Source organism: Streptomyces griseoruber (assembly GCF_001514205.1).
GTDB classification, from domain to species: domain Bacteria; phylum Actinomycetota; class Actinomycetes; order Streptomycetales; family Streptomycetaceae; genus Streptomyces; species Streptomyces griseoruber.
Genome location: NZ_KQ948783.1, coordinates 104,595 through 127,110, shown reverse-complemented (window position 1 = coordinate 127,110; position 22,516 = coordinate 104,595). Strand labels below are relative to the sequence as shown.

The 22,516-nt window shown below is 68.9% G+C and carries 19 protein-coding genes and 2 tRNA genes; 12 read left to right on the top strand and 9 right to left on the bottom strand.

Features of this window, described 5'->3' with window-relative positions; translation table 11 throughout:
• The first annotated feature begins 3 nt into the window (after positions 1-3).
• The 4 genes from AQJ64_RS39240 (at position 4) to AQJ64_RS39225 (ending at position 4,628) form a co-directional block, all read left to right on the top strand.
• Positions 4-1,578: a complex I subunit 4 family protein gene (locus AQJ64_RS39240; RefSeq protein ID WP_055638285.1), complete on the top strand. Its 1,575-nt coding sequence runs from the start codon at positions 4-6 to the stop codon at positions 1,576-1,578.
• Positions 1,575-3,146 carry an NADH-quinone oxidoreductase subunit N gene (locus tag AQJ64_RS39235; RefSeq protein ID WP_055638286.1) on the top strand — a complete coding sequence of 524 codons (1,572 nt, stop codon included), beginning with the start codon at positions 1,575-1,577 and terminating at the stop codon, positions 3,144-3,146. Before AQJ64_RS39240 ends, AQJ64_RS39235 begins: the two co-directional genes overlap by 4 nt.
• A 229-nt stretch (positions 3,147-3,375) precedes the next feature.
• On the top strand, positions 3,376-4,239 hold the full coding sequence (htpX, locus tag AQJ64_RS39230) for a zinc metalloprotease HtpX (RefSeq protein ID WP_055638287.1): 864 nt from the start codon (positions 3,376-3,378) through the stop codon (positions 4,237-4,239).
• Complete coding sequence (locus tag AQJ64_RS39225; protein WP_055638288.1) at positions 4,236-4,628, top strand: YccF domain-containing protein; 393 nt, start codon at positions 4,236-4,238, stop codon at positions 4,626-4,628. Before htpX ends, AQJ64_RS39225 begins: the two co-directional genes overlap by 4 nt.
• Positions 4,629-4,671: 43 nt before the next feature.
• Here the strand turns inward: AQJ64_RS39225 and AQJ64_RS39220 are convergent, their stop codons facing one another.
• Entirely contained in the window at positions 4,672-5,922 is a 1,251-nt protein-coding gene (locus AQJ64_RS39220) for an APC family permease (protein ID WP_055638289.1), read from the bottom strand.
• A gap of 239 nt (positions 5,923-6,161) precedes the next feature.
• Here AQJ64_RS39220 and AQJ64_RS39215 point away from each other — a divergent pair, with 239 nt between their 5' ends.
• Complete coding sequence (locus AQJ64_RS39215) at positions 6,162-6,428, top strand: GlsB/YeaQ/YmgE family stress response membrane protein (RefSeq protein ID WP_055638290.1); 267 nt, start codon at positions 6,162-6,164, stop codon at positions 6,426-6,428.
• A 112-nt stretch (positions 6,429-6,540) separates the two neighbouring features.
• Here AQJ64_RS39215 and AQJ64_RS39210 read toward each other — a convergent pair whose 3' ends face one another.
• Positions 6,541-7,029: a YajQ family cyclic di-GMP-binding protein gene (locus AQJ64_RS39210; protein ID WP_055638291.1), complete on the bottom strand. Its 489-nt coding sequence runs from the start codon at positions 7,027-7,029 to the stop codon at positions 6,541-6,543.
• 225 nt (positions 7,030-7,254) lie between these two features.
• Between AQJ64_RS39210 and AQJ64_RS39205 the strand changes: the two genes are divergently transcribed.
• Positions 7,255-7,336 (top strand) — tRNA-Tyr (locus AQJ64_RS39205).
• Positions 7,337-7,500: 164 nt separating this feature from the next.
• Here the strand turns inward: AQJ64_RS39205 and AQJ64_RS39200 are convergent.
• The 3 genes from AQJ64_RS39200 to AQJ64_RS39190 form a co-directional block, all read right to left on the bottom strand.
• Positions 7,501-8,859 carry a tyrosine-type recombinase/integrase gene (locus AQJ64_RS39200; protein ID WP_055638294.1) on the bottom strand — a complete coding sequence of 453 codons (1,359 nt, stop codon included), beginning with the start codon at positions 8,857-8,859 and terminating at the stop codon, positions 7,501-7,503.
• Between the two features lie 50 nt (positions 8,860-8,909).
• Complete coding sequence (locus AQJ64_RS39195; protein ID WP_055638292.1) at positions 8,910-9,095, bottom strand: helix-turn-helix transcriptional regulator; 186 nt, start codon at positions 9,093-9,095, stop codon at positions 8,910-8,912.
• A gap of 157 nt (positions 9,096-9,252) precedes the next feature.
• Entirely contained in the window at positions 9,253-10,500 is a 1,248-nt protein-coding gene (locus tag AQJ64_RS39190) for a DUF3631 domain-containing protein (protein WP_055638293.1), read from the bottom strand.
• A gap of 518 nt (positions 10,501-11,018) precedes the next feature.
• On the opposite strand from AQJ64_RS39190, the gene AQJ64_RS47085 reads away from it, so the two are divergent.
• Both AQJ64_RS47085 and AQJ64_RS47080 read left to right on the top strand, forming a co-directional pair.
• Entirely contained in the window at positions 11,019-12,080 is a 1,062-nt protein-coding gene (locus tag AQJ64_RS47085) for a DUF262 domain-containing protein (RefSeq protein WP_079062200.1), read from the top strand.
• The gene (locus AQJ64_RS47080) at positions 12,061-13,059 is read left to right on the top strand and encodes a hypothetical protein (RefSeq protein ID WP_157881055.1); all 999 of its coding nucleotides are present in this window, start codon (positions 12,061-12,063) and stop codon (positions 13,057-13,059) included. The genes AQJ64_RS47085 and AQJ64_RS47080 overlap by 20 nt, the downstream gene beginning before the upstream one ends.
• On the opposite strand, the gene AQJ64_RS39185 is transcribed toward AQJ64_RS47080, so the two are convergent.
• Positions 13,041-16,823: a hypothetical protein gene (locus tag AQJ64_RS39185; RefSeq protein ID WP_159060337.1), complete on the bottom strand. Its 3,783-nt coding sequence runs from the start codon at positions 16,821-16,823 to the stop codon at positions 13,041-13,043. The genes AQJ64_RS47080 and AQJ64_RS39185 overlap by 19 nt on opposite strands.
• A gap of 854 nt (positions 16,824-17,677) precedes the next feature.
• On the opposite strand from AQJ64_RS39185, the gene AQJ64_RS49355 reads away from it, so the two are divergent.
• From AQJ64_RS49355 to AQJ64_RS39175, 3 genes are all read left to right on the top strand, one after another.
• Positions 17,678-17,793: transfer RNA gene (locus AQJ64_RS49355), tRNA-OTHER, on the top strand.
• Between the two features lie 188 nt (positions 17,794-17,981).
• Positions 17,982-19,178 (top strand): calcium-binding protein, encoded by a 1,197-nt coding sequence (locus tag AQJ64_RS39180; protein WP_059203415.1) that lies wholly within the window; start codon positions 17,982-17,984, stop codon positions 19,176-19,178.
• Between the two features lie 157 nt (positions 19,179-19,335).
• Entirely contained in the window at positions 19,336-19,716 is a 381-nt protein-coding gene (locus tag AQJ64_RS39175; RefSeq protein WP_055635758.1) for a peptidoglycan-binding domain-containing protein, read from the top strand.
• A gap of 21 nt (positions 19,717-19,737) precedes the next feature.
• Here AQJ64_RS39175 and AQJ64_RS39170 read toward each other — a convergent pair whose 3' ends face one another.
• On the bottom strand, positions 19,738-20,010 hold the full coding sequence (locus AQJ64_RS39170; RefSeq protein ID WP_055635759.1) for a hypothetical protein: 273 nt from the start codon (positions 20,008-20,010) through the stop codon (positions 19,738-19,740).
• Positions 20,011-20,108: 98 nt separating this feature from the next.
• Between AQJ64_RS39170 and AQJ64_RS47070 the strand changes: the two genes are divergently transcribed.
• Positions 20,109-20,330 carry a hypothetical protein gene (locus AQJ64_RS47070; protein WP_079062196.1) on the top strand — a complete coding sequence of 74 codons (222 nt, stop codon included), beginning with the start codon at positions 20,109-20,111 and terminating at the stop codon, positions 20,328-20,330.
• A gap of 45 nt (positions 20,331-20,375) precedes the next feature.
• On the opposite strand, the gene AQJ64_RS39165 is transcribed toward AQJ64_RS47070, so the two are convergent.
• Positions 20,376-21,032: an SDR family oxidoreductase gene (locus AQJ64_RS39165; protein WP_055635760.1), complete on the bottom strand. Its 657-nt coding sequence runs from the start codon at positions 21,030-21,032 to the stop codon at positions 20,376-20,378.
• Between the two features lie 66 nt (positions 21,033-21,098).
• Positions 21,099-22,394, bottom strand: a complete 1,296-nt coding sequence (locus AQJ64_RS39160; RefSeq protein WP_059203414.1) for an amidohydrolase family protein — start codon at positions 22,392-22,394, stop codon at positions 21,099-21,101.
• Positions 22,395-22,516 lie beyond the last annotated feature (122 nt).

The following is a 22,516-nucleotide window of genomic DNA, read 5'->3' as shown; positions in this document are numbered from 1 at the left end:
CGCGTGATCGATATCAACGAGTCCGTGATGCAGTTCCTTCTGGCGTTCGTCGTCGTCGGCCCGCTCCTCGGCGCCGCCGCCGCCCTGCTGCCCGCACCGCCCGGACTGAAGGGGAAGTCACCCGAACAGGCCGTGCTCCGGCACGGCGTCACGGTCACCGGCGTGATCCTCGCCGCCGCGATCGTCCTCGCGCTGGGCTTCGACCACGACCACCCGTCGAAGATGCAGGCCGGCACGGACATCAGCTGGATCCCGGCACTCGACGTGCGCATCCATCTCGGCATCGACGGCATCTCCCTCCCCCTCGTCGTCCTGACCGCGCTGCTGACCTTCCTCTGCGCGCTCTACTCGTACTTCAAAATGCCCGCGGGACCGACCCCGAAGGCCTTCGTCGCACTGCTGCTCGTCCTCGAGTCCGGCACCCTCGCCACCTTCGCCGTCCTCGACCTGCTGCTGTTCTTCCTCGCCTTCGAGACGGTCCTCATCCCGATGTACTTCCTCATCGCCCGCTGGGGCGGCGAGAACCGGGCCCGGGCGGCGATGAAGTTCATCCTGTTCACGCTGCTCGGATCCGTGGTCATGCTGCTCGGCCTGCTCCTGATCGGCATCAAGGCGGGCACCTTCGACATGGTCGCACTCGCCACTGACAACGGCCGGTCGCTGAGCACATCCGTGCAGGTCATCGCCGTTCTGACGATCGGGATCGGGCTCGCGGTCAAGACCCCGATGTGGCCCCTGCACAGCTGGCTGCCCGACGCCCACACCGCCGCCCCGACCGTCGGCTCGGTCCTGCTCGCCGGGGTTCTGCTGAAGATGGGTACGTACGGGTTCGTCCGGATCCTCCTGCCGATCGCGCCCGACGGCTTCCACACCTTCGCGCCCTACCTCGCCGCCTTCGCCGTCGTCGGGATCATCTACGGATCCCTGGCCTGCCTCGCCCTCGCCCAACAGGGCGCGAAGGGCGACCTCAAGCGCCTCATCGCCTACTCCTCCGTCGGCCACATGGGCTTCGTCCTGCTCGGCATCGCCTCGACCACCCCGACCGGTGTGAACGGCGCCCTGTTCGCCAACATCGCCCACGGCCTCATCACCGGCCTGCTCTTCTTCCTGGTCGGCGCGCTGAAGGACCGCACCGGCACCACCGACCTGGACGCCCTCGCCGAACAGACCGGCGCCGCGCTGTACGGCAAGGCCCCCCGCCTCGGCGGACTGCTCGCCTTCGCCGCCGTCGCCTCCCTGGGCCTGCCCGGCCTCGCCGGATTCTGGGGCGAGATGCTCGCCATGTTCGGCGCGTTCGACCCGGCGGCCGACCTCAGCCGCCCCGCCTTCCTCACCTTCACGGCGATCGCCGCGTCCGGCACCCTGCTCACGGCCGCCTACCTGCTCGTCGTGGTCCGCCGCGTCTGCATGGGCGCCCTCCCGCAGGACGCGCCGAAGCTCGCCGACGTCCAGTCGTACGAGTTCGCGGCCTGGACCCCGCTCGTCGTCCTCACCGTCGTAGCCGGCCTGTGGCCCAAGGCCCTCCTCGGCCTGACCGACCCGGCCGTGCAGCAGCTCCTCGCAGGAGGCACCCGATGAGCTCCCCGGCCCAGCACCTTGCCCAGCCCGTGGCCGAGTCGCTGGTCCAGTCCGTCGACTGGCTCGCGATCGCCCCGCCCACGCTCGCGGCGGTCGTCGCCCTCGTCGTCCTGGTCGCCGACCTGTTCGTGACCGACACGCGCAAGCCGCTCCTCGGCTGGCTCTCCGTCGCCGGACTCGCCGCCTCCACGGCCCTCCTGCTGCCCCTCCTGGACGGCGACCGCTCCACGTTCTGCCTGACCGGCGACCCGAGCGCGTGCAGCTACACCGCCGACCGCTTCACCCTCGTCATCCAGTTCCTGGTCCTCGGCGGAGCCCTGCTGGCCGCCCTCCTGTCGGTCACCGTCCTGAAGGACGCGCGCGGCCGGCTCCCCGAAGGGGAGTACTGGTTCCTGCTGCTGTCCTCCGCCGCCGGCGCCGCGCTGCTGCCCGCCTCCCGCGACCTCGCCACCCTGGTCGTCGCCCTGGAGGTCGCCTCCCTGCCCGCGTTCGCCCTCGTCGGCATCCGGCACGGCGAGGGCAGGTCCGCGGAGGCGGCCCTGAAGTTCTTCCTGTCGTCCGTCACCGCGACCGCCGTCAGCCTGATGGGCATCAGCTTCCTCTACGCCACGACCGGCACCCTCTACCTCACCCGGATCGCCGACCGCATCCAGCACGTCGACGGCCAGTTCCACACCCTCGCCCAGACCGGCGTCGTCCTCACCCTGGTCGGCTTCGCCTTCAAGACGGCCGCCGTCCCCTTCCACTTCTGGGTCCCCGACACCTACATCGGCGCTCCTTTGCCGATCGCCGCCTATCTGTCGGTCGTCGGCAAGGCCGTCGGCTTCACCGGCCTCATCCTCGTCACCGTCGTCGGCCTGCCCTCCTACGCCGACGTCTGGGGCCCCGCCCTGGCCGCGCTGGCCGCCCTCACCATGACCGTCGGCAACGTCGGCGCCCTCCGCCAGCAGGCCACGCGCGCGTACAGCGCCGTACGCCTGCTCGCCTGGTCCTCCGTCGGCCAGGCCGGCTACCTCCTCGTACCGATCGCCGCCGCCGCGTACACCGACGACGCCGAACACGCCGTCGGCTCCACCGTCGCGTACGCCCTCATGTACGCCGCCGTGAACCTCGGCGCCTTCGCGGTGGCCGCCCTGGTGGGCCGTACGAGCCCGCAGAACCGCCTCACGGACTACCGGGGCCTGCACGCCCGCCACCCGCTCTCCGCGCTGCTCCTGGCCTTCTTCCTGCTGTGCCTGGCGGGACTGCCGCCGGGTGTCATCGGGCTCTTCGCGAAGGTCACCGTCTTCTCGGCGGCCGTCGACGCGGGCCTGGGCTGGCTCGCGGTCGTCATGGCCGTCAACGTCGTGATCGCCCTGTACTACTACCTCCGGTGGACGGCCCTGCTGTTCCGCGCCCCCGAAGGCGAGACCGAAGTCGGAACCGAGGGCGGAGCCGAGGGCGCACCCGTCAAGCACCGCGTGCCCGCCCCCCTCACCGCCGCGATCACCCTCACCGCCGCCCTCGGCATCGTCCTGTCCGGAGCACCCCAGCTGATCCTGCGCTTCACCGACACCGCCCTCTTCTGAGCGCTCCGCTCCGAGCGCTCCACGCGCCCCGCACGCCCACGTACGCCCCGCCGTCACCCCGACGGCCCACACCCGTGCCCGCACGCACAAGGGAACTCGTGACTTCCACCTGGCGTTGACCAGTACGGGAGGGTCCACTGGACGTGACACCACGACTCCAGTGGGCACCGGAGAGACGGAACACCAGCAAGCAAAGGGTTCCCCTGCTGCACGATTTGGAGGGCGTACCGTGCACCGCCGGCACAACGGGCTCAGGACGGCAGTACTCCTCGGGGGGCTGTCCGCGCTCATCATCGTCATCGGCAGCTTCTTCGGGCGCACGGGGCTCGTCGTCGCGGTCGTGATCGCCCTCGGGACGAACGCGTACGCGTACTGGAACAGCGACAAGCTGGCGCTACGCGCGATGCGCGCCCGTCCGGTCAGCGAGTTCGAGGCACCCGCCCTGTACCGGATGGTCCGGGACCTCTCCACCCAGGCCCGCCAGCCCATGCCCCGGCTGTACATCTCCCCGACCGAGGCACCCAACGCCTTCGCCACCGGCCGCAACCCGCGCAACGCCGCCGTGTGCTGCACCGAGGGCATCCTGCGCATCCTCGACGAGCGGGAACTGCGCGGAGTCATCGGCCACGAGCTCAGCCACGTCTACAACCGCGACATCCTCATCTCCTCGGTCGCCGGCGCCCTCGCCTCCGTGATCATGTTCCTGGTCAACTTCGCCTGGCTGATCCCGATCGGCCGCTCCGACGACGACGACGGCCCCGGTCTCCTCGGCATGCTTCTGATCATGATCCTCGGCCCGCTCGCCGCCAGCCTCATCCAACTCGCCATCAGCCGCTCCCGGGAGTACGAGGCCGACGCCTCCGGGGCCCAGCTCACCGGCGACCCGCTTGCCCTCGCCGGCGCCCTGCGCAAACTGGAGATGGGCACCAAACAGCTTCCACTGCCCCCCGAGCCCCGGATCGAGACCGCGAGCCACATGATGATCGCGAACCCGTTCCGACCGGGCCAGGGCCTCTCCAAGATGTTCTCGACCCACCCGCCGATGGCGGAACGCATCGCCCGGCTCGAGAAAATGGCAGGTCGCCACCAGTGAAGACCATCCTGAACGTCATCTGGCTCGTCCTGAGCGGGTTCTGGCTGTTCCTCGCCTACCTCCTCGCGGGCCTGCTGCTCTGCATCACGATTATCGGCATACCTTTCGGTGTCGCCGCCTTCCGTATCGGCGTCTACGCGCTCTGGCCCTTCGGCTACACCACGGTCGAACGGCAGGACGCGGGCGCGCCCTCCTGTGTCGGCAACGTGCTCTGGCTGGTCCTCGCCGGCTGGTGGCTGGCCCTCGGGCACATCGTCACCGGGCTCGCCCTGTGCGTGACCATCATCGGCATCCCGTTCGGCATCGCGAACTTCAAGCTGATCCCGGTCTCGCTGTTCCCGTTGGGCCGCGAGATCGTGCCCACGGACCAGCCGTTCGCCGGGCGCTGACGCACGGCGGGTCGGCCGGGGCGTGGGGGACGCCGGAGGCCGCTCACCGCGCGCCGAGCCGGCCGCGCGCCCCGTACGCGAGCACGCCCGCCGCCAGCACGGCCGCCCCCGTCGCCACGGACGTCACCGGCAGGGCGAACGCCAGGGTCACGCAGCCGAGGAGGCCCAGAGCGGGAAGCGCCCGCGCCGTCGGGGAGCCGTCCAGGGTCCAGGCCGAGGCGTTGGCCACCGCGTAGTAGGCGAGCACACCGAAGGAGGAGAAACCGATCGCGCCCCGTACGTCCACCGTGGCGGCGAGCACCGCCACCACCGCGCCGACGGCCAGTTCGGCCCGGTGGGGCACCTGGAAGCGCGGGTGGACGGCCGCCAGCGCGCCGGGCAGATGGCGGTCGCGGGCCATCGCCAGGGTGGTGCGTGAGACGCCCAGGATGAGCGCGAGCAGGGAACCCAGCGCGGCCACGGCCGCCCCGACCCGCACCACCGGCACCATCCCCGGCGCGCCCGCCGCCCGCACCGCGTCGGCCAGGGGGGCCTGCGCCTGCCCGAGCTCCCCGGTGCCGAGCACGGAGAGGACGGCGATCGCGACGCACGCGTAGACGACCAGGGTGACGCCCAGTGCGAGGGGGATCGCGCGGGGGATGGTGCGCGCCGGATCCCGTACCTCCTCGCCGAGGGTCGCGATGCGCGCGTACCCGGCGAACGCGAAGAACAGCAGGCCCGCGGCTTGCAGCACACCGCCCGGGCCGCCTGAGGCCCCGACGTCCAGACGCCCGGCGTCCGACGCGCCGGAGCCCAGGCACACCACGACCACGGACGCGAGGACCGCGAGGACCACCGACACGATGGCCCGCGTCAGCCAGGCGGACTTCTGGATGCCGCCGTAGTTGACGGCGGTCAGGGCCACCACGGCCGCGACCGCCACCGCGTGCGCCTGCCCCGGCCAGACGTACGCCCCGACCGTCAGCGCCATCGCCGCGCAGGAGGCCGTCTTCCCGACCACGAACGACCAGCCGGCCAGGTATCCCCAGAACTCCCCGAGGCGTTCGCGCCCGTACACATAGGTGCCGCCCGAGGCCGGGTACAGGGCGGCGAGGCGGGCCGACGACATGGCGTTGCAGTAGGCGACCAGGGCGGCGAGGGCGAGCCCGAGCAGCAGTCCGGAGCCCGCGGCGTGCGCGGCGGGGGCGAGGGCGGCGAAGACGCCGGCGCCGATCATCGAGCCGAGCCCGATGACCACGGCGTCGCCGACGCCCAGGGTCCGCCGCAGTGCGGCGGGGGATCCGGGCTGTGTCATGGGCCGCACCCTACTGACCGGCGGAACCACCGGATGCCGTGGGGACGTCGTCCCCGACAACACGACATGAACCCGCACGACATGAACCCGAGTGAACGCGACACGGACCCGCGGGTGACGGAGGGGACGCAGGGCGTGGGGCGGGAGGTGCCACGACCGGCACGGTCCGTCCGGAGCGAGCGAGCGAGATCACAGTGCCCGGGCGGCACGGGCACAGCGCGGAAGGGCAGGTTCAGGACATGGGCATCATCAGCTGGATCATCCTGGGACTGTTGGCCGGAGTCGTCGCCAAGGTCCTGCTGCCGGGGCGTGACCCGGGCGGGTTCATCGGAACGACCTTCATCGGCATCGCGGGCGCGTTCATCGGCGGCTGGATATCGGCCCGCTGGCTGGACCACCCGATCACCAAGGACTTCTACGACGGTGCCACCTGGGTGGCGGCGATCGGCGGATCGCTCGTGCTCCTGATCGTCTACCGGCTGCTGTTCGGCAACTCGCGCGACTGAGCGCGGCCCGGCCGGCGGGTCCGACGGGTTCGGCGGTCCGGTGGGCGAGAAGGGCGGGCACCGCGGGGTGCCCGCCCTTCGTCGTCACCGGGAGCGGCCGACCGGCGGCCGACTACCGGTAGTTCACGAACTGGAGTGCGAAGTCGAAGTCCTGACCCTTCAGCAGGGCGATGACGGCCTGGAGGTCGTCGCGGCTCTTGGAGCTGACGCGCAGTTCGTCGCCCTGCACCTGGGCCTTGATGCCCTTGGGGCCCTCGTCGCGGATGAGCTTCGCGACCTTCTTGGCGTTGTCCTGGGAGATGCCCTCCTTGATCTCCGCGAACAGCTTGTACTCCTTGCCGGAGAGCTGGGGCTCGCCCGCGTCCAGCGCCTTGAGCGAGATCCCGCGCTTGATCAGCTTCGACTGGAAGACGTCGAGGACGGCGTTCACCCGGTCCTCGGAGTTCGCCTCCATGAGGATCTTCTCGCCGGACCACGAGATGGAGGCGCCCACACCCTTGAAGTCGTAGCGCTGCGAGATCTCCTTGGCGGCCTGGTTGAGGGCGTTGTCGACCTCCTGCCGCTCGACCTTCGAGACAATGTCGAAACTGGAGTCGGCCATGTCCTGTGGCTCCTTGTATCGGGGTGCGTATGAACTGCGGATCGGCGTACGTGGGGGCGGCCGCCGAGCCCGGTGTGATCCCGGGCCGCATCCGGACAAGCCTAGCCACCCGCGGTCGTCCGGGTGGAGATCAATCGGGTGGCGAAGCACCCCTCGGTATCGGGTATTGTTTACGTCGTTGCCAGGGAGCACCGCCGAAAAGCGGTTCGAACGGCAGCAAACCCCGGCGGTGTGCCCGAGCGGCCAAAGGGAGCAGACTGTAAATCTGCCGGCTTCGCCTTCCCAGGTTCGAATCCTGGCGCCGCCACACGACCGAAAGGGTCTGTGACCAGCAGCAATGCTGATCGCAGACCCTTTCGTCGTTCCCGGATCACGAGACGTTGATTTAGCCGCTTCCTCCCGCTATGTCTCACCCTGACTCGCGTGCTGACCGACCTGTGTGGGGCAGGCGTGGGGCAGCTTTCCGGCTCCCTACCTGCCGTTTCTCAGCATCGCTTCAATGCGAGCGTTGGCCGTGGCCGCAGCTCCCTCGAGGCACTTTGCGTAGACCCGAAAGAGCACAGCCACGCTGTGCCCCGCGCGCGCGGCGACCACCTGCGGCTCCACGCCGGAACTGAGCCATGTGGAGACAGCGGCGTGGCGTAGATCATATGGGCGCTTGGCGAGCTGCGAGGCGCGCTGAGAGGGCGTGAGGGCGCGCGACCGAGCCTCTGCCCACACTTCGCCGTACCCGGTGTCCTGGATGAGCCCGCCCCGCTGCGTACGAAATAGCCGCCCATCCGGGGCGACGCCGTAGGCCGTGACGTGCCATCTGAGCAGGGCGACCAGGTCCGGCGGGACCGGCACCGTTCGCACCGCCTTTCGAGGGCGATGCTTGAGCCCTCGTTTGTCATGTGCCTCGCCGCTGTCGGTCCATGCGGAACCCGACCGAGGGCGTGTCTCGCGGAGCCGCAGAGCACCCCAACCGCACCGCGGTAAGTCGCAGTCCTGCGCCCGGAGCCCGATCACCTCCGCCGGCCGTGCCGCCGCGTAGTACATGCACCCGAAGAACGCCACTAGATGCCGCCCCCGGGCGCTCTGCGCCCGCACGGCATCGAGCAGGGCGAGAGCCTGGCGTGGGTCTGGCACACAGGCCGGGTCCAATTCCTCGTCCACCTGCTCGGGTGCCTTCCACTGGACCCGGGGCAACGGCAGGCGCCCGGCGTCGACCGCGTAGCCCAGGGCGTTGTGGAAGATGGCGCGCTTCCTGCGGATCGTGGACGCGGACGCCGTGGTGCCGTCCAGCTTTTTTGTCAGCGCGTCGAGGGCGGCGCGCACCTTCATCCGGTCGGCGAGCGCCGACGTTGGCAGAGATTTACGCTCGAACCAAGCGAGCACCCTGGCGACCTCGTCCGGCGGCTGCTCGTCGCGCCGGCTCACGTTGAACGCCCAGCTATAGAGAGCGGTCCGCACAGTCCTGGCGTCGGCCATGCCCTTTGTGTCCACCACCAGGGCAGGCGCCACGGTGGCCATGGCTTCCGCGAGCGTCCGACGTGTCGAGCCGGGGGAGTGCTTCCACTTCATCTCGATGTACTCGCGGGCGTGCTGGTACCAACTGACGTCATCACGCTGCCGCAGCTCTGCGAGCGGCAGGCCGGTTTCCTCGTCGAACGGCTCTCCGGCGTGCGCCACCCGCAACAGTTCGGCCCTACGGCCTTCGGCCAGCGTCTTCGTGCGGAACGTCTGGGAGTGCGGGGTCTCCCCGGTCTTCCAACGCAGCTCCGCCGAGGTCTGCCCTCGATCCTTCCGCTGCCGGACAGACCAAATCCGAACGTCGTACGTCTTCCCCATGGGGGCCTCTCTGTAGCTGGGGCCCGGCATCGGCCGGGCCCCAGGGGTGATCAGTAGGTGGCTGCGTGGCTGTTCAGCCAGGCGTCCAGGTCGCTGCGGCGTATACGCAGGTGACCGTTCGGGAGCTTGACGAGTCGGGGTGCCTGGCCGCGGGCACGCATGCGGTAGAAGGCGGCGCGGCTCATGTTGATCTCTTCGAGGGCTTCGGGGAGCTTGAGCATCTGGGGGCGAGCCATCGTTGCTTCTCCTCGGTCTCTTCCTTCTGGGGAATCCGCAACATCCGCCACGCCGCAACATCGCTGGTCAGCGGCTTGAATCTGTGGCGGATGCCGTTTTTGTTGCGGATAGCTGCCGCCGCACGGAGTGCGCGGCGGCAGCGTCGGGCCCGGCTGGTCAGCCGACGATGCGGAGCTGTCGTGTGTCGGTTTCGGCGAACATGTGGCGGCTCTCGGAAGGGGTATCCGCCACAGATTCACCCTCGCTGACCTGCGGTGTTGCGGACGTTGCGGATGTTGCGGATTTCCCAGGGGTCAGGGGGCAGTAGCGGGCCCACGCGTCACTGAGGTCTTCCGCGTAGTAGCCCTTGGGGGTGGTGCTGCCGACCCGGATCCCGCGGGGCTTGATCGGGGTGTTGTCGGGGCGCACGTACTGACTCAGCAGCCGGGACAGCGCGCGTGCGGTGAGCGGCTTGCTGCTCTGTCCGTCCTCGCTCAGATCGGCCCACGGGGCGTCATCGAGCTGGAGCAGGACTTCGAGGATGGCGGCGGTGGGCATCCGGTCCACGCCGCAGAACACCCGGTCGCGCAGGTCGGTGAGGAGCTTGACGCCGAGGGAGGCTTGGTCGCCCTCGGAGGCGGCCTTGATGAGCGCGACGCACGCGGTGCGGGCCCGCTCGGGCCAGTGCCCGCCGGCCGCGTCTGCGACGGCGAGCAGTGGTTCCCACACGTCGGCCGGCCGGTCGGTGACGCCCTCGGGCATTTCGGGCCAGGCGTCGGCGATCTGGTCGTGGATGGTGTCGGTCCAGTCGGCGAGCTGGTCGCGCAGGATGTGGCCCTGCTTTTCGTGGATGCGGCGCCGGTAGGGCTCGCACTTCTCGTTGGGCGCCTTCTTGCGCATGCGGATGATGACCGAGCGGGTCAGGATCGTGTCTGGCAGCGATCCGAGCCCGGCCATGGCGACTGCGCAGAACGAGTCGAACCAGCCGGCCCGCTGCTCGGAGCCTTCTCCGACGCAGCGCAGGGACTTGGCGCCGCGCCGGTAGCCGGAGTTGAGGAACCCGCGGACCTCTTCGTTCCCGCCGGCCTTGGGCCCGAATACGGTGTCGATCTCGTCGAACAGCAGCGTCGGTGTCCCAGCATCGGCCGCGACCAGTCGGAACAGCGCGTTGGCGGACGCGTTGACGGTGGTCGCGGAGCGTGGGGTGAGCGTTTCGATGATCTCCAGGGCGCGGGACTTGCCCGAGCCGGGTTCGGGGCTGAGGAAGGCGATGCGGGCGGTGCCGTCGAGCGCGTCGATCAGGTGCGCGTGCGCGTCCCACAACGTGACGGCGACGTAGGCGTGTTCGGTGGGAAAGATGTTGAAGCGGAGGTGGAAGGCTTCCACCTCGTCGAGCAGCGCGGCCCCGTCGATGGTGTCGGTCATGCGGCGTACCTCCTGTCCGTGTGGCGGGCCGTGCCCGTGCTGCGGGGGATGGTGGGAAGAGCTGAAAGGACGCCCTGACGGGCGGACTTCTTTCGGGCGCCTACGACCGGCCGTGCGCGGGTGCGTTCGGCGTCCTGCGGGCCGCCGGTGGCGGGGATGGGGCAATCCAGGTGGGGGGAGTGGGGGCCGGTCATACGGCGTCCTGGCGCGGTGTGGCGTTGGCGATCAGCCTGCCGCACGTCGTGGGCAGCCATGGACTGAACACGGGGCGTTCGGCGAGAACCGTCGCTTACATCGCAAGGTCGATTACCCCCGAAGTTGCGTTGGCCAGACCGATCCGGGGAGCTTCTTCCGTAGTGATCCGATGCGCTGAATCCACCCGGCGGACGCTGCATCCAAGCTCTTCATCCGTATCCCAACCATCCGAGTTACTACGACGATAGAGTCCCTCTAGCAACGTCCTACTGGCCGTGGCTCACCACCGTGCGGCTGGATTGGCTCGTCCACAAGGAATCTCAATGCCCCGTGAGCGCCGACAGACCACCCAAACCGTCGCCTGGTTTCGCGACCTTTGGAACCGAGAGCTACTGGAGCTCGACCCTCCTTACCAACGCAGAAGTGTTTGGAATCAGTCCTACAAGGACTACTTTATCGAAACGCTAATGCTTCAATATCCGGCTCCAGCGATTTTCATTTATGAAAACATGTCGGCCGACGGGATCGCGACATACTCTGTTGTTGACGGCAAGCAGAGGCTGAGTGCGATTTTTGAGTTCACTGCGAACGAATTCCCTGTCAGTGAGAAGAGTGCGATTAAACGCGCTCGGGGCCTTTTCTTCAATCAGCTCTCCGACGAGGAGAGGAAGGAATTTTGGTCGTATCAATTCGCCGTCGAATACCTCCCTACTACGGACGACAATACCCTAAATAACATTTTCGACAGGATCAACAGAAATGTTGCGCGCCTGACTCCTCAGGAATTGCGTCATGCTCGATATAGCGGGCAGTTTGCGCGAACCTGTGAAGAGCTTGCCGAAGTTCTTCCGGTAGTTTTGTCGCAAGATTTTCCCCGCTTCGCACCTGCATCGCGTCGCCAAATGAAGGACGTCGAGTTCGTAACCAACCTTCTGCTCCTCACCGAAATTGGAGTTCGGGCTTACTCTCAAGATGACCTGGACAGGGAATACGGTTCACGGGAAGACGAGTGGTCCGAGCAGCAGACTGTCGAGGTAGAGTTCCGGGAAACAATTCGAACCATGTCGGAAATCAGCTCCGAGCTTCTCTCTGGCATCGGTAAGCGGCTAAAGAATCAGGCGGACTTCTATTCTCTTTATGGCGCCATTCTCGAACTCTCTCGTCAAGGGCGACTGCCTGGTAGATCGGAGATTAATGAGCGCCTGACCAGCTTCATGAGAGTCGTAGTCAACGACGAGGCGCGGACTAATGACGAGGTCGCCAAGCAATACTTTGAAGCTGCCCGTTCAGCATCTAACGACGCGCTGCAACGGCGCACCCGAATTGGGGTCGTCAAGGATGTGCTGACGGGGGTGTGGGATGCCAGTGCCGCAGAGCGTCTCTAACGCTTACAGTCAAGTAGAGCCGCTGCTTAAAGGCATCTCGGAGTACGCGGAACAGACGCTGCGTACATATTGCGATCGATCCGGCTATCTCTTCTTCGATCGAATCAAGAAGGTTGAGTCGCTCTCCGAGAAGCTGGAAGGTGGACGCATCGCTAAATGGTCAGACATCGATGACCTCTACGCATGCACCATCGTGATCCCAACAGCATCTCATGAGCCTGGTGTAATCCGAAAACTGGATGCTTGCTTTGCGCGAGTAGCCATGAGATCCCGAGGCACCGCCAAGAAGGCTCCTGAAGTTTTCCGTTTTGATACGACTCGCTACTACGCGCGCCTTTCAGAAAATGCGGCAGCGGAACGGGTGCCTGGCATCGGGGGCGTTACGTTTGAAGTTCAGATTGCCACCGCATTCGAGTATGCGTGGTCCACGGTGACTCATGATCTCGTTTACAAAGGTGACCGAGTTGACTGGAAGAAGCAGCGACTCGCCGCGCAGCTAAAAGCCGCAGTTGAGCAAATTGAAATGATCATTGGAGCGTTCGATCAGGTTTCTGGTGCGGTTCCAGAATCCGAGTGGCCTGAGATCGCCGCGAAAGACTCGATCGTTGCGCGCTTCCAAGAGCTTATTGCGGATGGAGTTATTGCCTCAAATCTGACTCCCGTTAGCTGGCGGCGCTTCGCCGATAACGTATTTGCTTTGGTTGCGAGCTATACGTCCAATAATCACGCTAGACCGGTTGCCGTCGACTCGCTTCTAACCGAGTTTGCGACAGCGTGGCGACAGCCGGGCGCGCCGCCATGCCCCGAGAGTGGATCACTCTTTCAAATGGTCCTCGGTCACGTTGGCAAGCCAGATACAGTCGGCTCGCTGGACAGGTATACTGTTGTGAATTCGGTTGAGATGCGCGATTTTTATAATCTCGACAATGTCTGCAGGGAATTCGAATTCGACAGCGCTAGTCACGGTCTCGATGGCTGAGAGGAATTTCCGACTTCCGTATTCATGCAGCGGGCCAGCGTCTCCAGTGCATCGCGGTCGACTGCAGCCAGGGCAGTGACCAGGTCTATCGGGGATTCGAGGGCCAAACCTTCAGCCAGCGCCGTGCGCCCCTGCACTGTGCTTCCATGTGCCTGGGCGACAGCAGCCAGGGCCCGAGCCTGCTGCTTGGGGTGGGTAGGGGTGCGGGCCAACTCGGTGGCCTCCTCTCCTTGCCCGGTTAGGGCCAGCGCCTCGGCGACAACCAGCACGGTCTGGGTCTGCCGGGTGCGGCCGGTGAGGGTGCGGGTCAAGTCGGCAGCATGGCGGGCGATGCCAGCAGCTTCCTCCTCCTGTCCAGCCTGCATCAGTGCCTTGGCGACAGCCTGCAGGGCCCAGGCCTGCTTCTCGGGGTCGGTGAGAGTGCGGGCTAGAGCAGCGGCTTGTCGAGCGATGCTGGCGGCTTCCTCCTCCTGTCCGGCCTGCATCAGCGCCTTGGCGACAGTGGTAAGGGCCTGGGCCTGCTGGTTGGGGCTGGTGAGGGTGCGGGTGAGAGCAGCGGCTTGTCGGGCGATGCTGGCGGCTTCTTCCGTCTGGCCGGCTTGGGCCAGGGCCTCGGCGACGTCAGTCAGGGCTTGGGTCTGCTGCTCGGGGTCGGTGAGAGTGCGGGCCAAGTCGACGGCTTCGTCATGCCAACCGGCTTGGGCCAGCGCCTTGGCGACAGCCTGCAGGGCCCAGGCCTGCTTCTCGGGGTCGGTGAGAGTGCGGGCTAGAGCAGCGGCTTGTCGGGCGATGCTGGCGGCTTCTTCCGTCTGGCCGGCTTGGGCCAGGGCCTCGGCGACGTCAGTCAGGGCTTGGGTCTGCTGCTCGGGGTCGGTGAGAGTGCGGGCCAAGTCGACGGCTTCGTCATGCCAACCGGCTTGGGCCAGCGCCTTGGCGACAGCCTGCAGGGCCCAGCCCTGCTTCTTGGAGTCGGTGAGAGTGCGGGCTAGAGCAGCGGCTTGTCGAGCGATGCTGGCGGCTTCCTCCTCCTGCCCGGCTTGAGCCAGGGCCAAGGCGGCAGTAGTCAGGGCTTGGGTCTGCTGCTCGGGGTCGGTGAGAGTGCGGGCCAAGTCGACGGCTTCGTCATGCCAACCGGCTTCGGCCAAGGTGTTGGCCACGTCAGTCAGGGCCCAGGCCTGCAGCTCGGGGTCAGTGAGCGTGCGGATCAAGTTGACGGCTTCGTCATGCCACCCGGCTTTGGCCAAGGTGCTGGCGACAAGAGGCAGGGCCCAGGCCTGCTGCTCGGGGCTGGTGAGGGTGCGGGTGAGAGCAGCGGCTTGTCGGGCGATGCTGGCGGCTTCTTCCGTCTGGCCGGCTTGGGCCAGTGCCTCGGCGATACTGGCCAGGCTTTGGGCCTGCTTCTCGGAGTCGGTGAGAGTGCGGGCCAAGGTGACGGCTTCTTCCCTCTGCCCGGTTAGGGCCAGCGCCTTGGCGACAGTGGTAAGGGCCTGGGCCTGCTGGTTGGGGCTGGTGAGGGTGCGGGTGAGAGCAGCGGCTTGTCGGGCGATGCTGGCGGCTTCTTCCGTCTGGCCGGCTTGGGCCAGGGCCTCGGCGACGTCAGTCAGGGCTTGGGTCTGCTGCTCGGGGTCGGTGAGAGTGCGGGCCAAGGTGACGGCTTCTTCCCTCTGCCCGGCTTGGGCCAACGCCTTGGCGACAGCCTGCAGGGCCCAGCCCTGCTGCTCGGGGTCGGTGAGGGTGCGGGTGAGAGCAGCGGCTTGTCGGGCGATGCTGGCGGCTTCTTCCTTCTGCCCGGTTAGGGCCAAGGCGTTGGCGACACTGGCCAGGCTTCGGGCCTGCAGCTCGGGGTCGGTGAGCATGCGGGCCAAGTCGACGGCTTCTTCCCTCTGCCCGGTTAGGGCCAAGGTGTTGGCGACAGTGGTAAGGGCCTGGGCCTGCTGGTTGGGGCTGGTGAGAGCAGCGACCTGTCGGGCGATGCTGGAGGCTTCTTCCGTCTGCCCGGCTTGGGCCAGGGTTTCGACGACGTCAGTTAGGGCCCCGGCCTGCTGCTCGGGGTCGGTGAGCGTGCGGACCAAGTCGACGACTTTCTCCCACTGCCCGGCTTGGCCCAATGCTTTGGCGGCACCTCTCAGAGCCTGCTCCTGCTGCTTGGAGTCTGCGAGGGTGCGTGCTAAGTCCGCGGCGTGCCGAGCTAGCTCGGCGGCCTCGTCGTGCCACCCAATCTGGGCCAGCGTTTCGGCGACCGTGGTTAGGGTCTTCACATGGTGGTCGATGCGAGGTATTCGGGCTGCCTCGAGCACCAGCGCGACGGTCTCGCTGGCTGAGCCTCCGATTCTCAGGATGCTGGCCAGCAGATAGGGGAGGGCGTACTCGTCTTGTCGCTGTGTGGCCATGGTGACGGCCCGTCGTACGTAGCCAAGGCGCGCCCAAGTGCGGATGACCCCGTCGGGGACGGTGCCAGCCTTTCGCCGAAGGGCATCTCGGTGGTGAGCCAGGCGTACGCAGGCGGATAGGTCGGGGTCGCCAGCGGTCCGATGGAGGGCTAAGGCCTCGGCGATTTCGGTGAGGGCTTCGCTGTCTGTGCCGATGATTTGCCACAGCCGCTCGTGGCGGGACGGGTCGGTGGCGAGCGCTGTGAGTCGGTCGGTGTCCTGGCACTCGCGGAGCATCTGCGGGTAGCCAGTCAGGGCCCACTCGGGAGTGTCAGCGGGCCAACCAGCGTGGCGATCACGGTCGATCCAAGTGTGCAGGCGCTGACGGTAGGCGGCCAGGGCGGCCGGGGCGATGAGCATGCGGGCGCCGTCGAGGAGCGCTTGGTGGGCGAAGGAGTACACGGCGACTGGCTGGCCGTCGTCGGTGGTCCACTGGGCGGGGCGGTGCTGAAAGGCACGGCCAACGCTGCCGCCGAGGACGAGTTCGATCCGGCGCTGGGACTGGTACGTGAGTTCGGCAAGGTCGGCGGCGGCCAGACCGCCCCCTGCCGCAGCGGTCAGGCCGACCAGTTCCTCGCCGAGTCCGCCTGCGGCGATGAGGGCATCGAGGTTGCGTTCGGCGTCTTCCTGAACCGCCTGGGCGGCGTGAGAGGGAGCCAGCGCATGGTTGACGGCGGGATCACGCAGCGGATGGCCATGGGAAACGTCACCGGGGATGGGCGGGTTGGGGCGGCCGGCAACCAGGATGCGCAAGCCTGGAGGCGGGGTGCGGGGCAGGAGGGCGGCGATGCTGTGGCCGCTGCTGGCAGTGGGTATGCCGGTGTCCTCGTCCAGGCCGTCGACAGCTAGCAGCAGCCACCGACCAGCGGCGCGTGCTTTGGCGGTCGCACGCTGTAGGGCGTCGAGGAAGGCCCCCTGTGTTGGGCATTCGACATCGTCGTGCAGGTATTCACGCAGCTGCCCTTCGAGTGCGTTGAGGAAGGCGGTGCGGTCCGCGCGGCCAGCACTGCGCGCGGTTATGAAGAAGGCCAGCACATCGGTTTTCTCTGGCGGATGCAGGACGAACTGGGCCATCAGCGCGGTCTTCCCTGCCCAGGCTGGCGCCAGCCATCGCCAGTACCCGCGCTGCGAGCACTCCGGGGCGGTAGCGAAGGCGGCCATGGCCGCAAGTTCCGCTTCTCGTCCTTCGAACCGGTGTGCGGTCTGTTCCTGTACTTCCAGCAGATAGCCCGAGCGCAGCACCTTAGAGGCTTGACCAATGACAACGTCACCGTGGACATCGACTTGGTTGTGATCTCCGGAAATCCCGAGTCCGAGGCTTTCCCCGGCCGTCATCGATCGCTCAGCGCCCCCGTGTATGCCGCAATCCTGACCGCTGTCCGAAGGTCTCGTGGCCGCTTGTCCTGTCGCGCCTGTCGATTCGTTGAGCTGCGGGATACGCGCTAGCCCACTGCTCTCGTCGCCGGGCGTTGCAGCGGCTTGTCCTTTGTTCGCGTGCCCAGGCCAGGATGAGGTTGGCGACTCGGCCTGTCGTGCTGCGGCGGAGTGAGACCGTCGCCGCCAAAAGCTCACGTCAGCTGGTTTCCGTCGCCGGTGACCGCTTCGCCGATGCCACCAGCGGCGGAGACACCTCTCTCACCAACCGACGGGGCGTTGCCGACAGCCGAGACTATGCCCCCTGGAGCGGTCGCCTGTGGAGCCGGACCCTGGAGGCGGTTGTTGTCCCCGGTCACAGCTCGCCCGATGCCGCTTCCCGCCTGAACGGATCGGACACCAGCCACTGGGACTCCGTTGGGGCTACCAAACAGGGTGTAGACCGACAGGGCTAGGCCTGCAGCAGCCAGCACCGACCCAGCCAGGCTGGCCACACGGTCGGCAGTATCCAAATCGGCCAGGATCGCCACGGATGCAAGGCCGACCGCGATCACAGCCGTCACCACCGCACCCACCCATAGAGCGATGCGAGCCTGCCTCGTTGAGACTCTTGCCACCGGACCCTCCCATCGCACATCATTCGGCCGCGCTGGAGATTGCACTCGGAACACGCGCAGACACGGAAGATAGTTCCCGCGTCACATACCTGATGTGCACTTTGCCCAACGAGTCTGTATGTGGCCGTCGTTACAACCCATCTGGGGATCAAGTGGCCGCAGAGTGGGAGGGCCACGTGCCCGGGCACCTCTTGTGGGGTCGGCGTGGGGCTGCCAACCACGCACCTGAGGAAATGCCAGGTCAAGTGAAACGTTAGGCGCAGACTGTAAATCTGCCGGCTCAGCCTTCCCAGGTTCGAATCCTGGCGCCGCCACGCTGAGAACGAAGGGCCCGTGGCCTGCTGAAATAGCAGGCCACGGGCCCTTCGTCGTGTGGTGCGGCGAGGGGAGGGGGGACGGTCCGTTCGAGGGACGGCGTGGGGCGAACGGGTCATGGGTGGCCCAACTGTCATGCCCTGAGGGGAGATCTTCTTGCGGCACCCCTCAGACCTGGAGGTCCTGCATGGCTCGGCTCCTCATGGCCGGCGTCGTCTCGGCGGCTCTGTTCACGCTGGGAGTGCCGGTGACCGCCGCGGTCGCCGCTCCTCCTACCTGTTTCGGCGTCTCCGCGACCCTCACCGGCGCGGGCCCGCTCACCGGTACGCCGGGCGCTGACGTCATCGTGGGCTCCGCGGGGGCGGACGTCGTCGACGGGCGCGGGGGCAACGACGTCATCTGCGGCCTCGGCGGCGACGACCGTCTGATCGGCGGGCTCGGCAACGACCGGATCGACGGCGGCGCCGGTGACGACGTGATCCGCGGAGACGTGTCCGTCGAGAGCGGGGACGCCCGGGGCGGCGGCAACGACGTCCTGTACGGCGGTGACGGCGACGACGACCTGGTCGGTGACGCGCAGAGCGGCAGCGGGGACGCCCGGGGCGGCGGCAACGACACCCTCCACGGCGGCGACGGCTCCGACTTCATGGTCGGCGACTCGGAGAGCGACAGCGGAAGAGCCGGGGGCGGGGGCAACGACCGTCTGTTCGGCGATGACGGCGACGATGTGCACATGACCGGCGACAGCGTCGCCCTCGGCGGTGACGCCGAAGGCGGTGGCCGGGACCTCCTGGAAGGCGGTGCCGGTGACGACGGGCTGCTCGGGGACTCGGCCGCCCCCTTCCAGGGGTCCGCGACCGGCGCCGGTGACGACGTGCTCCGTTCCGGACCGGGGACCGCCGAGAGCATCGTCGGGGACAGCGAAGGCATCGACGCGGCGCACGGGAACGGCGGCGACGACCTCATCGATCTCGGCGCCGACGGCGGCCTCTTCGCCCTCGGGGACCACAACATCGGCGACCCCGGGGGCGGGCGGGCCACCGGGGCGGGCAACGACCGGATCACCGGCGGCACGGCGGACGAACTGCTCATCGGTGACAGCTCCGTCGGCGACGCCTCCCGTACCTTCGCGGGCAACGACGTGATCCGTGGTCGCGGTGGGGACGACCAACTCTTCGGCGACAACGTGAACTTCGACGGGGACGCGAGCGTCGGCACGGCGGGCGGCCGGGACCTGCTGCGCGGCGGCACCGGTGACGACGCCCTCTTCGCCGGCCCCGCCGATGACTTCCTGGACGGCGGCGCGCACACCGACTCCTGTGACGGCCAGGCCGGCGACGCCGACCACGCGGTGCGCTGCGAGTCCGTCACCGACGTTCCCTGACCCCTGACCCCTGACCCCTGCTCCCGACCCCTGACTCCTGAGCCCGTGACCTGCGGTGGCAGCAGGTGGCGGGCTCTGTGGCGTGGGTGCGGAGATGCGGCCTGTGGGGCTGGAGTGCACGGTGGTACGGGGGATGTCTCATTTGGAGGTGTTGGACATGCGACGCATGCTCACCGGTGGGACCCTGGTCGCCGCGCTCGTGCTCGCGGGAGCGCCGGCTCTCGCCACGCCCCAGCACAGTGCGGCGCAGCCCGTACGGGCCGTCACCCACGGGTCCGTGGACGTCTGCAACTTCACCAAGAGCCGGCCGACCTTGAAGCTCGGTTCCTCGGGCAGTGCCGTCCGGCAGGCCCAGTGCTACCTGAACCACTCCCTCACTGGCCGCGACCTCGCCGTGGACGGGCAGTTCGGGCCCGTCACCCAGCAGGCGACGCTGCGCTTCCAGCAGTGCGCCGGCATCGGCGTGGACGGCGTCGTCGCGGCCCAGACCTGGTCGTTCCTCGTCTTCTGGGGCAACTCGACGGCCTTCGTCTGCTGACAGGGCGGCGGGTGAAGGAGGTCAGGCGCCGGGTGACTTCGCCGCCCGCTTCACCTCCGCCTCCACGTCGCTGCGCGGTCTCTCCTCGTCCTTGGCGTACGCCGTCACCGCGGCCTGGACGTCACGGGCGAGGTCGCGCCAGGCCCTCCAGGCGGTCTCGTACGTCTCGGTCTGGGTCTCCGACCAGGGCGTCGCCGTCGGCGGGCCGTAGGCGTCCCGCAGCTCCTCGACCTGTGCGTGGGTCTCGTCGGCCAGACGCTGCATCGCCACGAGTTCCTCGAAGGTATGTGCCATATGTCCGGATGCTAGGGAGGTGTCGGCCGATCCGCGCGGCGAGCGGGGCGTGTGCCGCGCCCCGCTACCCGGGTGGCCCACTGCGGCACACTGGCCCCATGTCCAGCGGATCCAGCCGTCGCAGAGTCTGTCCCGAGTGCCGTCGCGAGATCGCCGTCGTCGCCGGACGGTTCGCCCGGCACGACCCGCCGGGCGCCCGGGAGGCCGGGGAGCTCGTCTCCTGCCCCGGATCCCGGAGGAGGGCACAACTGGGCGCCACACAGCCGTCGTTGGACGGTTACGTCGTTCCCGTGTTCCCGGGACAGCTGCCGCTGTTCTGAGGGATGCTCAGCCCCTGTTCCGAGGGGCGCCCAACCGCGCCTCCCTCAGTTCCCGGCCACCGACTTCACCGCCACCGACACCGGTGCCGAGCCGCTGATCAGCTCCAGGGTGAGGCCGGACGTGGCCGGGGTGTCCACGAGCTCCGCCAGGACGGCCGCCACGTCGTCGCGCGGGACCGGGCCGCGGCCCGTGTGGGCCTCCAGCCGGACCAGCCCGGTACCGGGGTCGTCGGTGAGCAGTCCGGGGCGCAGGATCGTCCAGTCGAGCGAGTCCAGACCCCGTACGTACGCGTCCGCCTCGCCCTTGGCGCGCAGGTACACGTCGAAGACCTCCTGGCCCGGGTGCTCCGGGTCCGCGCCCATCGACGACACGACCACGAAACGCCGTACGCCCGCCCGGACCGCCGCGTCGGCGAAGAGCACCGCCGCGCCCTTGTCCACGGTGTCCTTGCGGGCCACCCCGCTGCCCGGGCCGGCGCCCGCCGCGAACACCGCCGCGTCCGCGCCCCGCAGCCGCTCGGCGACCTCCTCGACCGACGCCGACTCCAGGTCCAGGACGACCGGTTCGGCACCGGCCGCCCGCAGGTCCCCGGCCTGCTCCGCCTTGCGGACGATCCCCGCGACCTCGTCACCGCGCCCGGCGAGCAACCGCTCCAGCCGCAGCGCGATCCGACCATGACCACCAGCGATGACAATGCGCATGCTTCCGACCGTACGCCCGGGCGTCCCCGGCCGCCGCGCCGCACCGGCGGGAACACCCCGGCGGGCCTACGACAACTCCCCCCGCCCCTGCCGGGGCAGCCCCCGGTCCACCGGTGACGCGGAGGCCGCCGACGCCGCCGAGTCGCAGTACTCCCGGACCGCGCTCGTCCGGGCCACCACCCGGCCGCGGTGGATCACGACGCGGCTGTACCCGAGGGAGAGCGCGCCCGCCAGCCGGTCGCCGCGGACGGCCAGCAGGTCGGCGGGGAAACCGGCCTCGACCCGGATCTCGGGCAGACCCAGGGCGGCCCGCGCGGAGCCGCTCACGGCGTCGTAGGCCTCCTCGGGGCGCAGGCCGTGGTGGGAGGCGAGGAGATAGGCCGCCTCCAGCGGATCGCCGCGCCCGACCGGGTTGGACAGGTCGCGCAGCGCCCCGCTGCCGGCCGCCACCCGCACCCCGGCCGCGCGCAACAGCCGTACGGGCACGGTGCCGTGGTGCTCCGAGGCGCCGCAGCCGCCCTGCGGCAGGCACACCACCGTCACCCCGGCGGCGGCCAGCCGGTCGGCGGTGCGGGCGGCCGCCCCCGGGGAGAGCCGGCCGAGGCCGCCGCACGGGGCGAGGGTGACCCCGGGGCGCAGCCCGCCGGCCATCGCGGCGAGCCGGGCGAGGCGGGCCGGGTCGCCGGCGTCGGTGTGCAGATCGACCGGGCAGCCGTGCTCGGAGGCGACCTCGAGGACGGCCTCCACGTACCCGGTCGGATCGGGGTCGAGGTCGGGACAGCCGCCCACCACCGAGGCGCCCATCCTCAGCGCGTCCCGCAGCATCGCGAGGCCGTCCGCCCCGGCCACCCCGGTCAGCAGCCGGGGCATCGCCACCGTCGTCAGCTCGGCGAGCCCGCTCAGTGACCGCCCGGCCCGCAGGACGGCGGTCAGTGCGCCCAGGCCCTGGACGTCGCCCACCCGCACCTGGGCGCGCAGCGCGGTCGCGCCGTGCCCGAGCTGGAGCAGGGCGGCCTCGACGGCGCGGCGCTGGACGTCCTCGGGGCCGTTCGGGACGGGCCCGTCGAGGTCGGCCGTCAGGGCCGTGTCGACGTGGGCGTGCGGCTCGGCGGGGGCCGGGAGGAGGAGGTGGCCGGAGAGGTCGACCCGCGCGGTGCCGGTGCCGGCGCGGGCCGGGGCCGGCTGGAGGCTGCCGGCCGTGCCGACCGCCTCGATCCGCCCGCGGACCAGCCGTACGTCCACGGTCCGGCCGTCCGTCAGCCGCGCCCCGCACAGCAGCAGCGCGTTTCCGTCCGGCGTACCGCCCGGGGGGCCGGACGGGGAGGACGACGGCGGGGGTGGCTCGGGCCGGCTGTCGGGCATCGCGCTCCAGAGGGCTCGGGGTCCGGCGGCTCGGGTCTCGGGGGCTCGCGGTCGGTGGTGCGTGCTTCTTGGCGGGGGCGAGGGTGACCCGGGGCCGCGCGGGGGACGCAAGGTCACGGAGA

Bases quoted from the DNA above. Each gene is read 5' to 3' on its own strand.
- AQJ64_RS39160 (WP_059203414.1), bottom strand. From the start codon at position 22,394: ATGCCCGACAGCCGGCCCGAGCCACCCCCGCCGTCGTCCTCCCCGTCC.
- AQJ64_RS39215 (WP_055638290.1), top strand. From the start codon at position 6,162: ATGGGCATCATCAGCTGGATCATCCTGGGACTGTTGGCCGGAGTCGTC.
- AQJ64_RS39170 (WP_055635759.1), bottom strand. From the start codon at position 20,010: ATGGCACATACCTTCGAGGAACTCGTGGCGATGCAGCGTCTGGCCGAC.
- AQJ64_RS39175 (WP_055635758.1), top strand. From the start codon at position 19,336: ATGCGACGCATGCTCACCGGTGGGACCCTGGTCGCCGCGCTCGTGCTC.
- AQJ64_RS39235 (WP_055638286.1), top strand. From the start codon at position 1,575: ATGAGCTCCCCGGCCCAGCACCTTGCCCAGCCCGTGGCCGAGTCGCTG.
- AQJ64_RS39195 (WP_055638292.1), bottom strand. From the start codon at position 9,095: ATGGCTCGCCCCCAGATGCTCAAGCTCCCCGAAGCCCTCGAAGAGATC.
- AQJ64_RS39190 (WP_055638293.1), bottom strand. From the start codon at position 10,500: ATGACCGACACCATCGACGGGGCCGCGCTGCTCGACGAGGTGGAAGCC.
- AQJ64_RS39200 (WP_055638294.1), bottom strand. From the start codon at position 8,859: ATGGGGAAGACGTACGACGTTCGGATTTGGTCTGTCCGGCAGCGGAAG.
- AQJ64_RS47070 (WP_079062196.1), top strand. From the start codon at position 20,109: ATGTCCAGCGGATCCAGCCGTCGCAGAGTCTGTCCCGAGTGCCGTCGC.
- AQJ64_RS39165 (WP_055635760.1), bottom strand. From the start codon at position 21,032: ATGCGCATTGTCATCGCTGGTGGTCATGGTCGGATCGCGCTGCGGCTG.
- AQJ64_RS39185 (WP_159060337.1), bottom strand. From the start codon at position 16,823: ATGACGGCCGGGGAAAGCCTCGGACTCGGGATTTCCGGAGATCACAAC.
- AQJ64_RS39180 (WP_059203415.1), top strand. From the start codon at position 17,982: ATGGCTCGGCTCCTCATGGCCGGCGTCGTCTCGGCGGCTCTGTTCACG.
- AQJ64_RS47085 (WP_079062200.1), top strand. From the start codon at position 11,019: ATGCCCCGTGAGCGCCGACAGACCACCCAAACCGTCGCCTGGTTTCGC.
- AQJ64_RS39220 (WP_055638289.1), bottom strand. From the start codon at position 5,922: ATGACACAGCCCGGATCCCCCGCCGCACTGCGGCGGACCCTGGGCGTC.
- AQJ64_RS39210 (WP_055638291.1), bottom strand. From the start codon at position 7,029: ATGGCCGACTCCAGTTTCGACATTGTCTCGAAGGTCGAGCGGCAGGAG.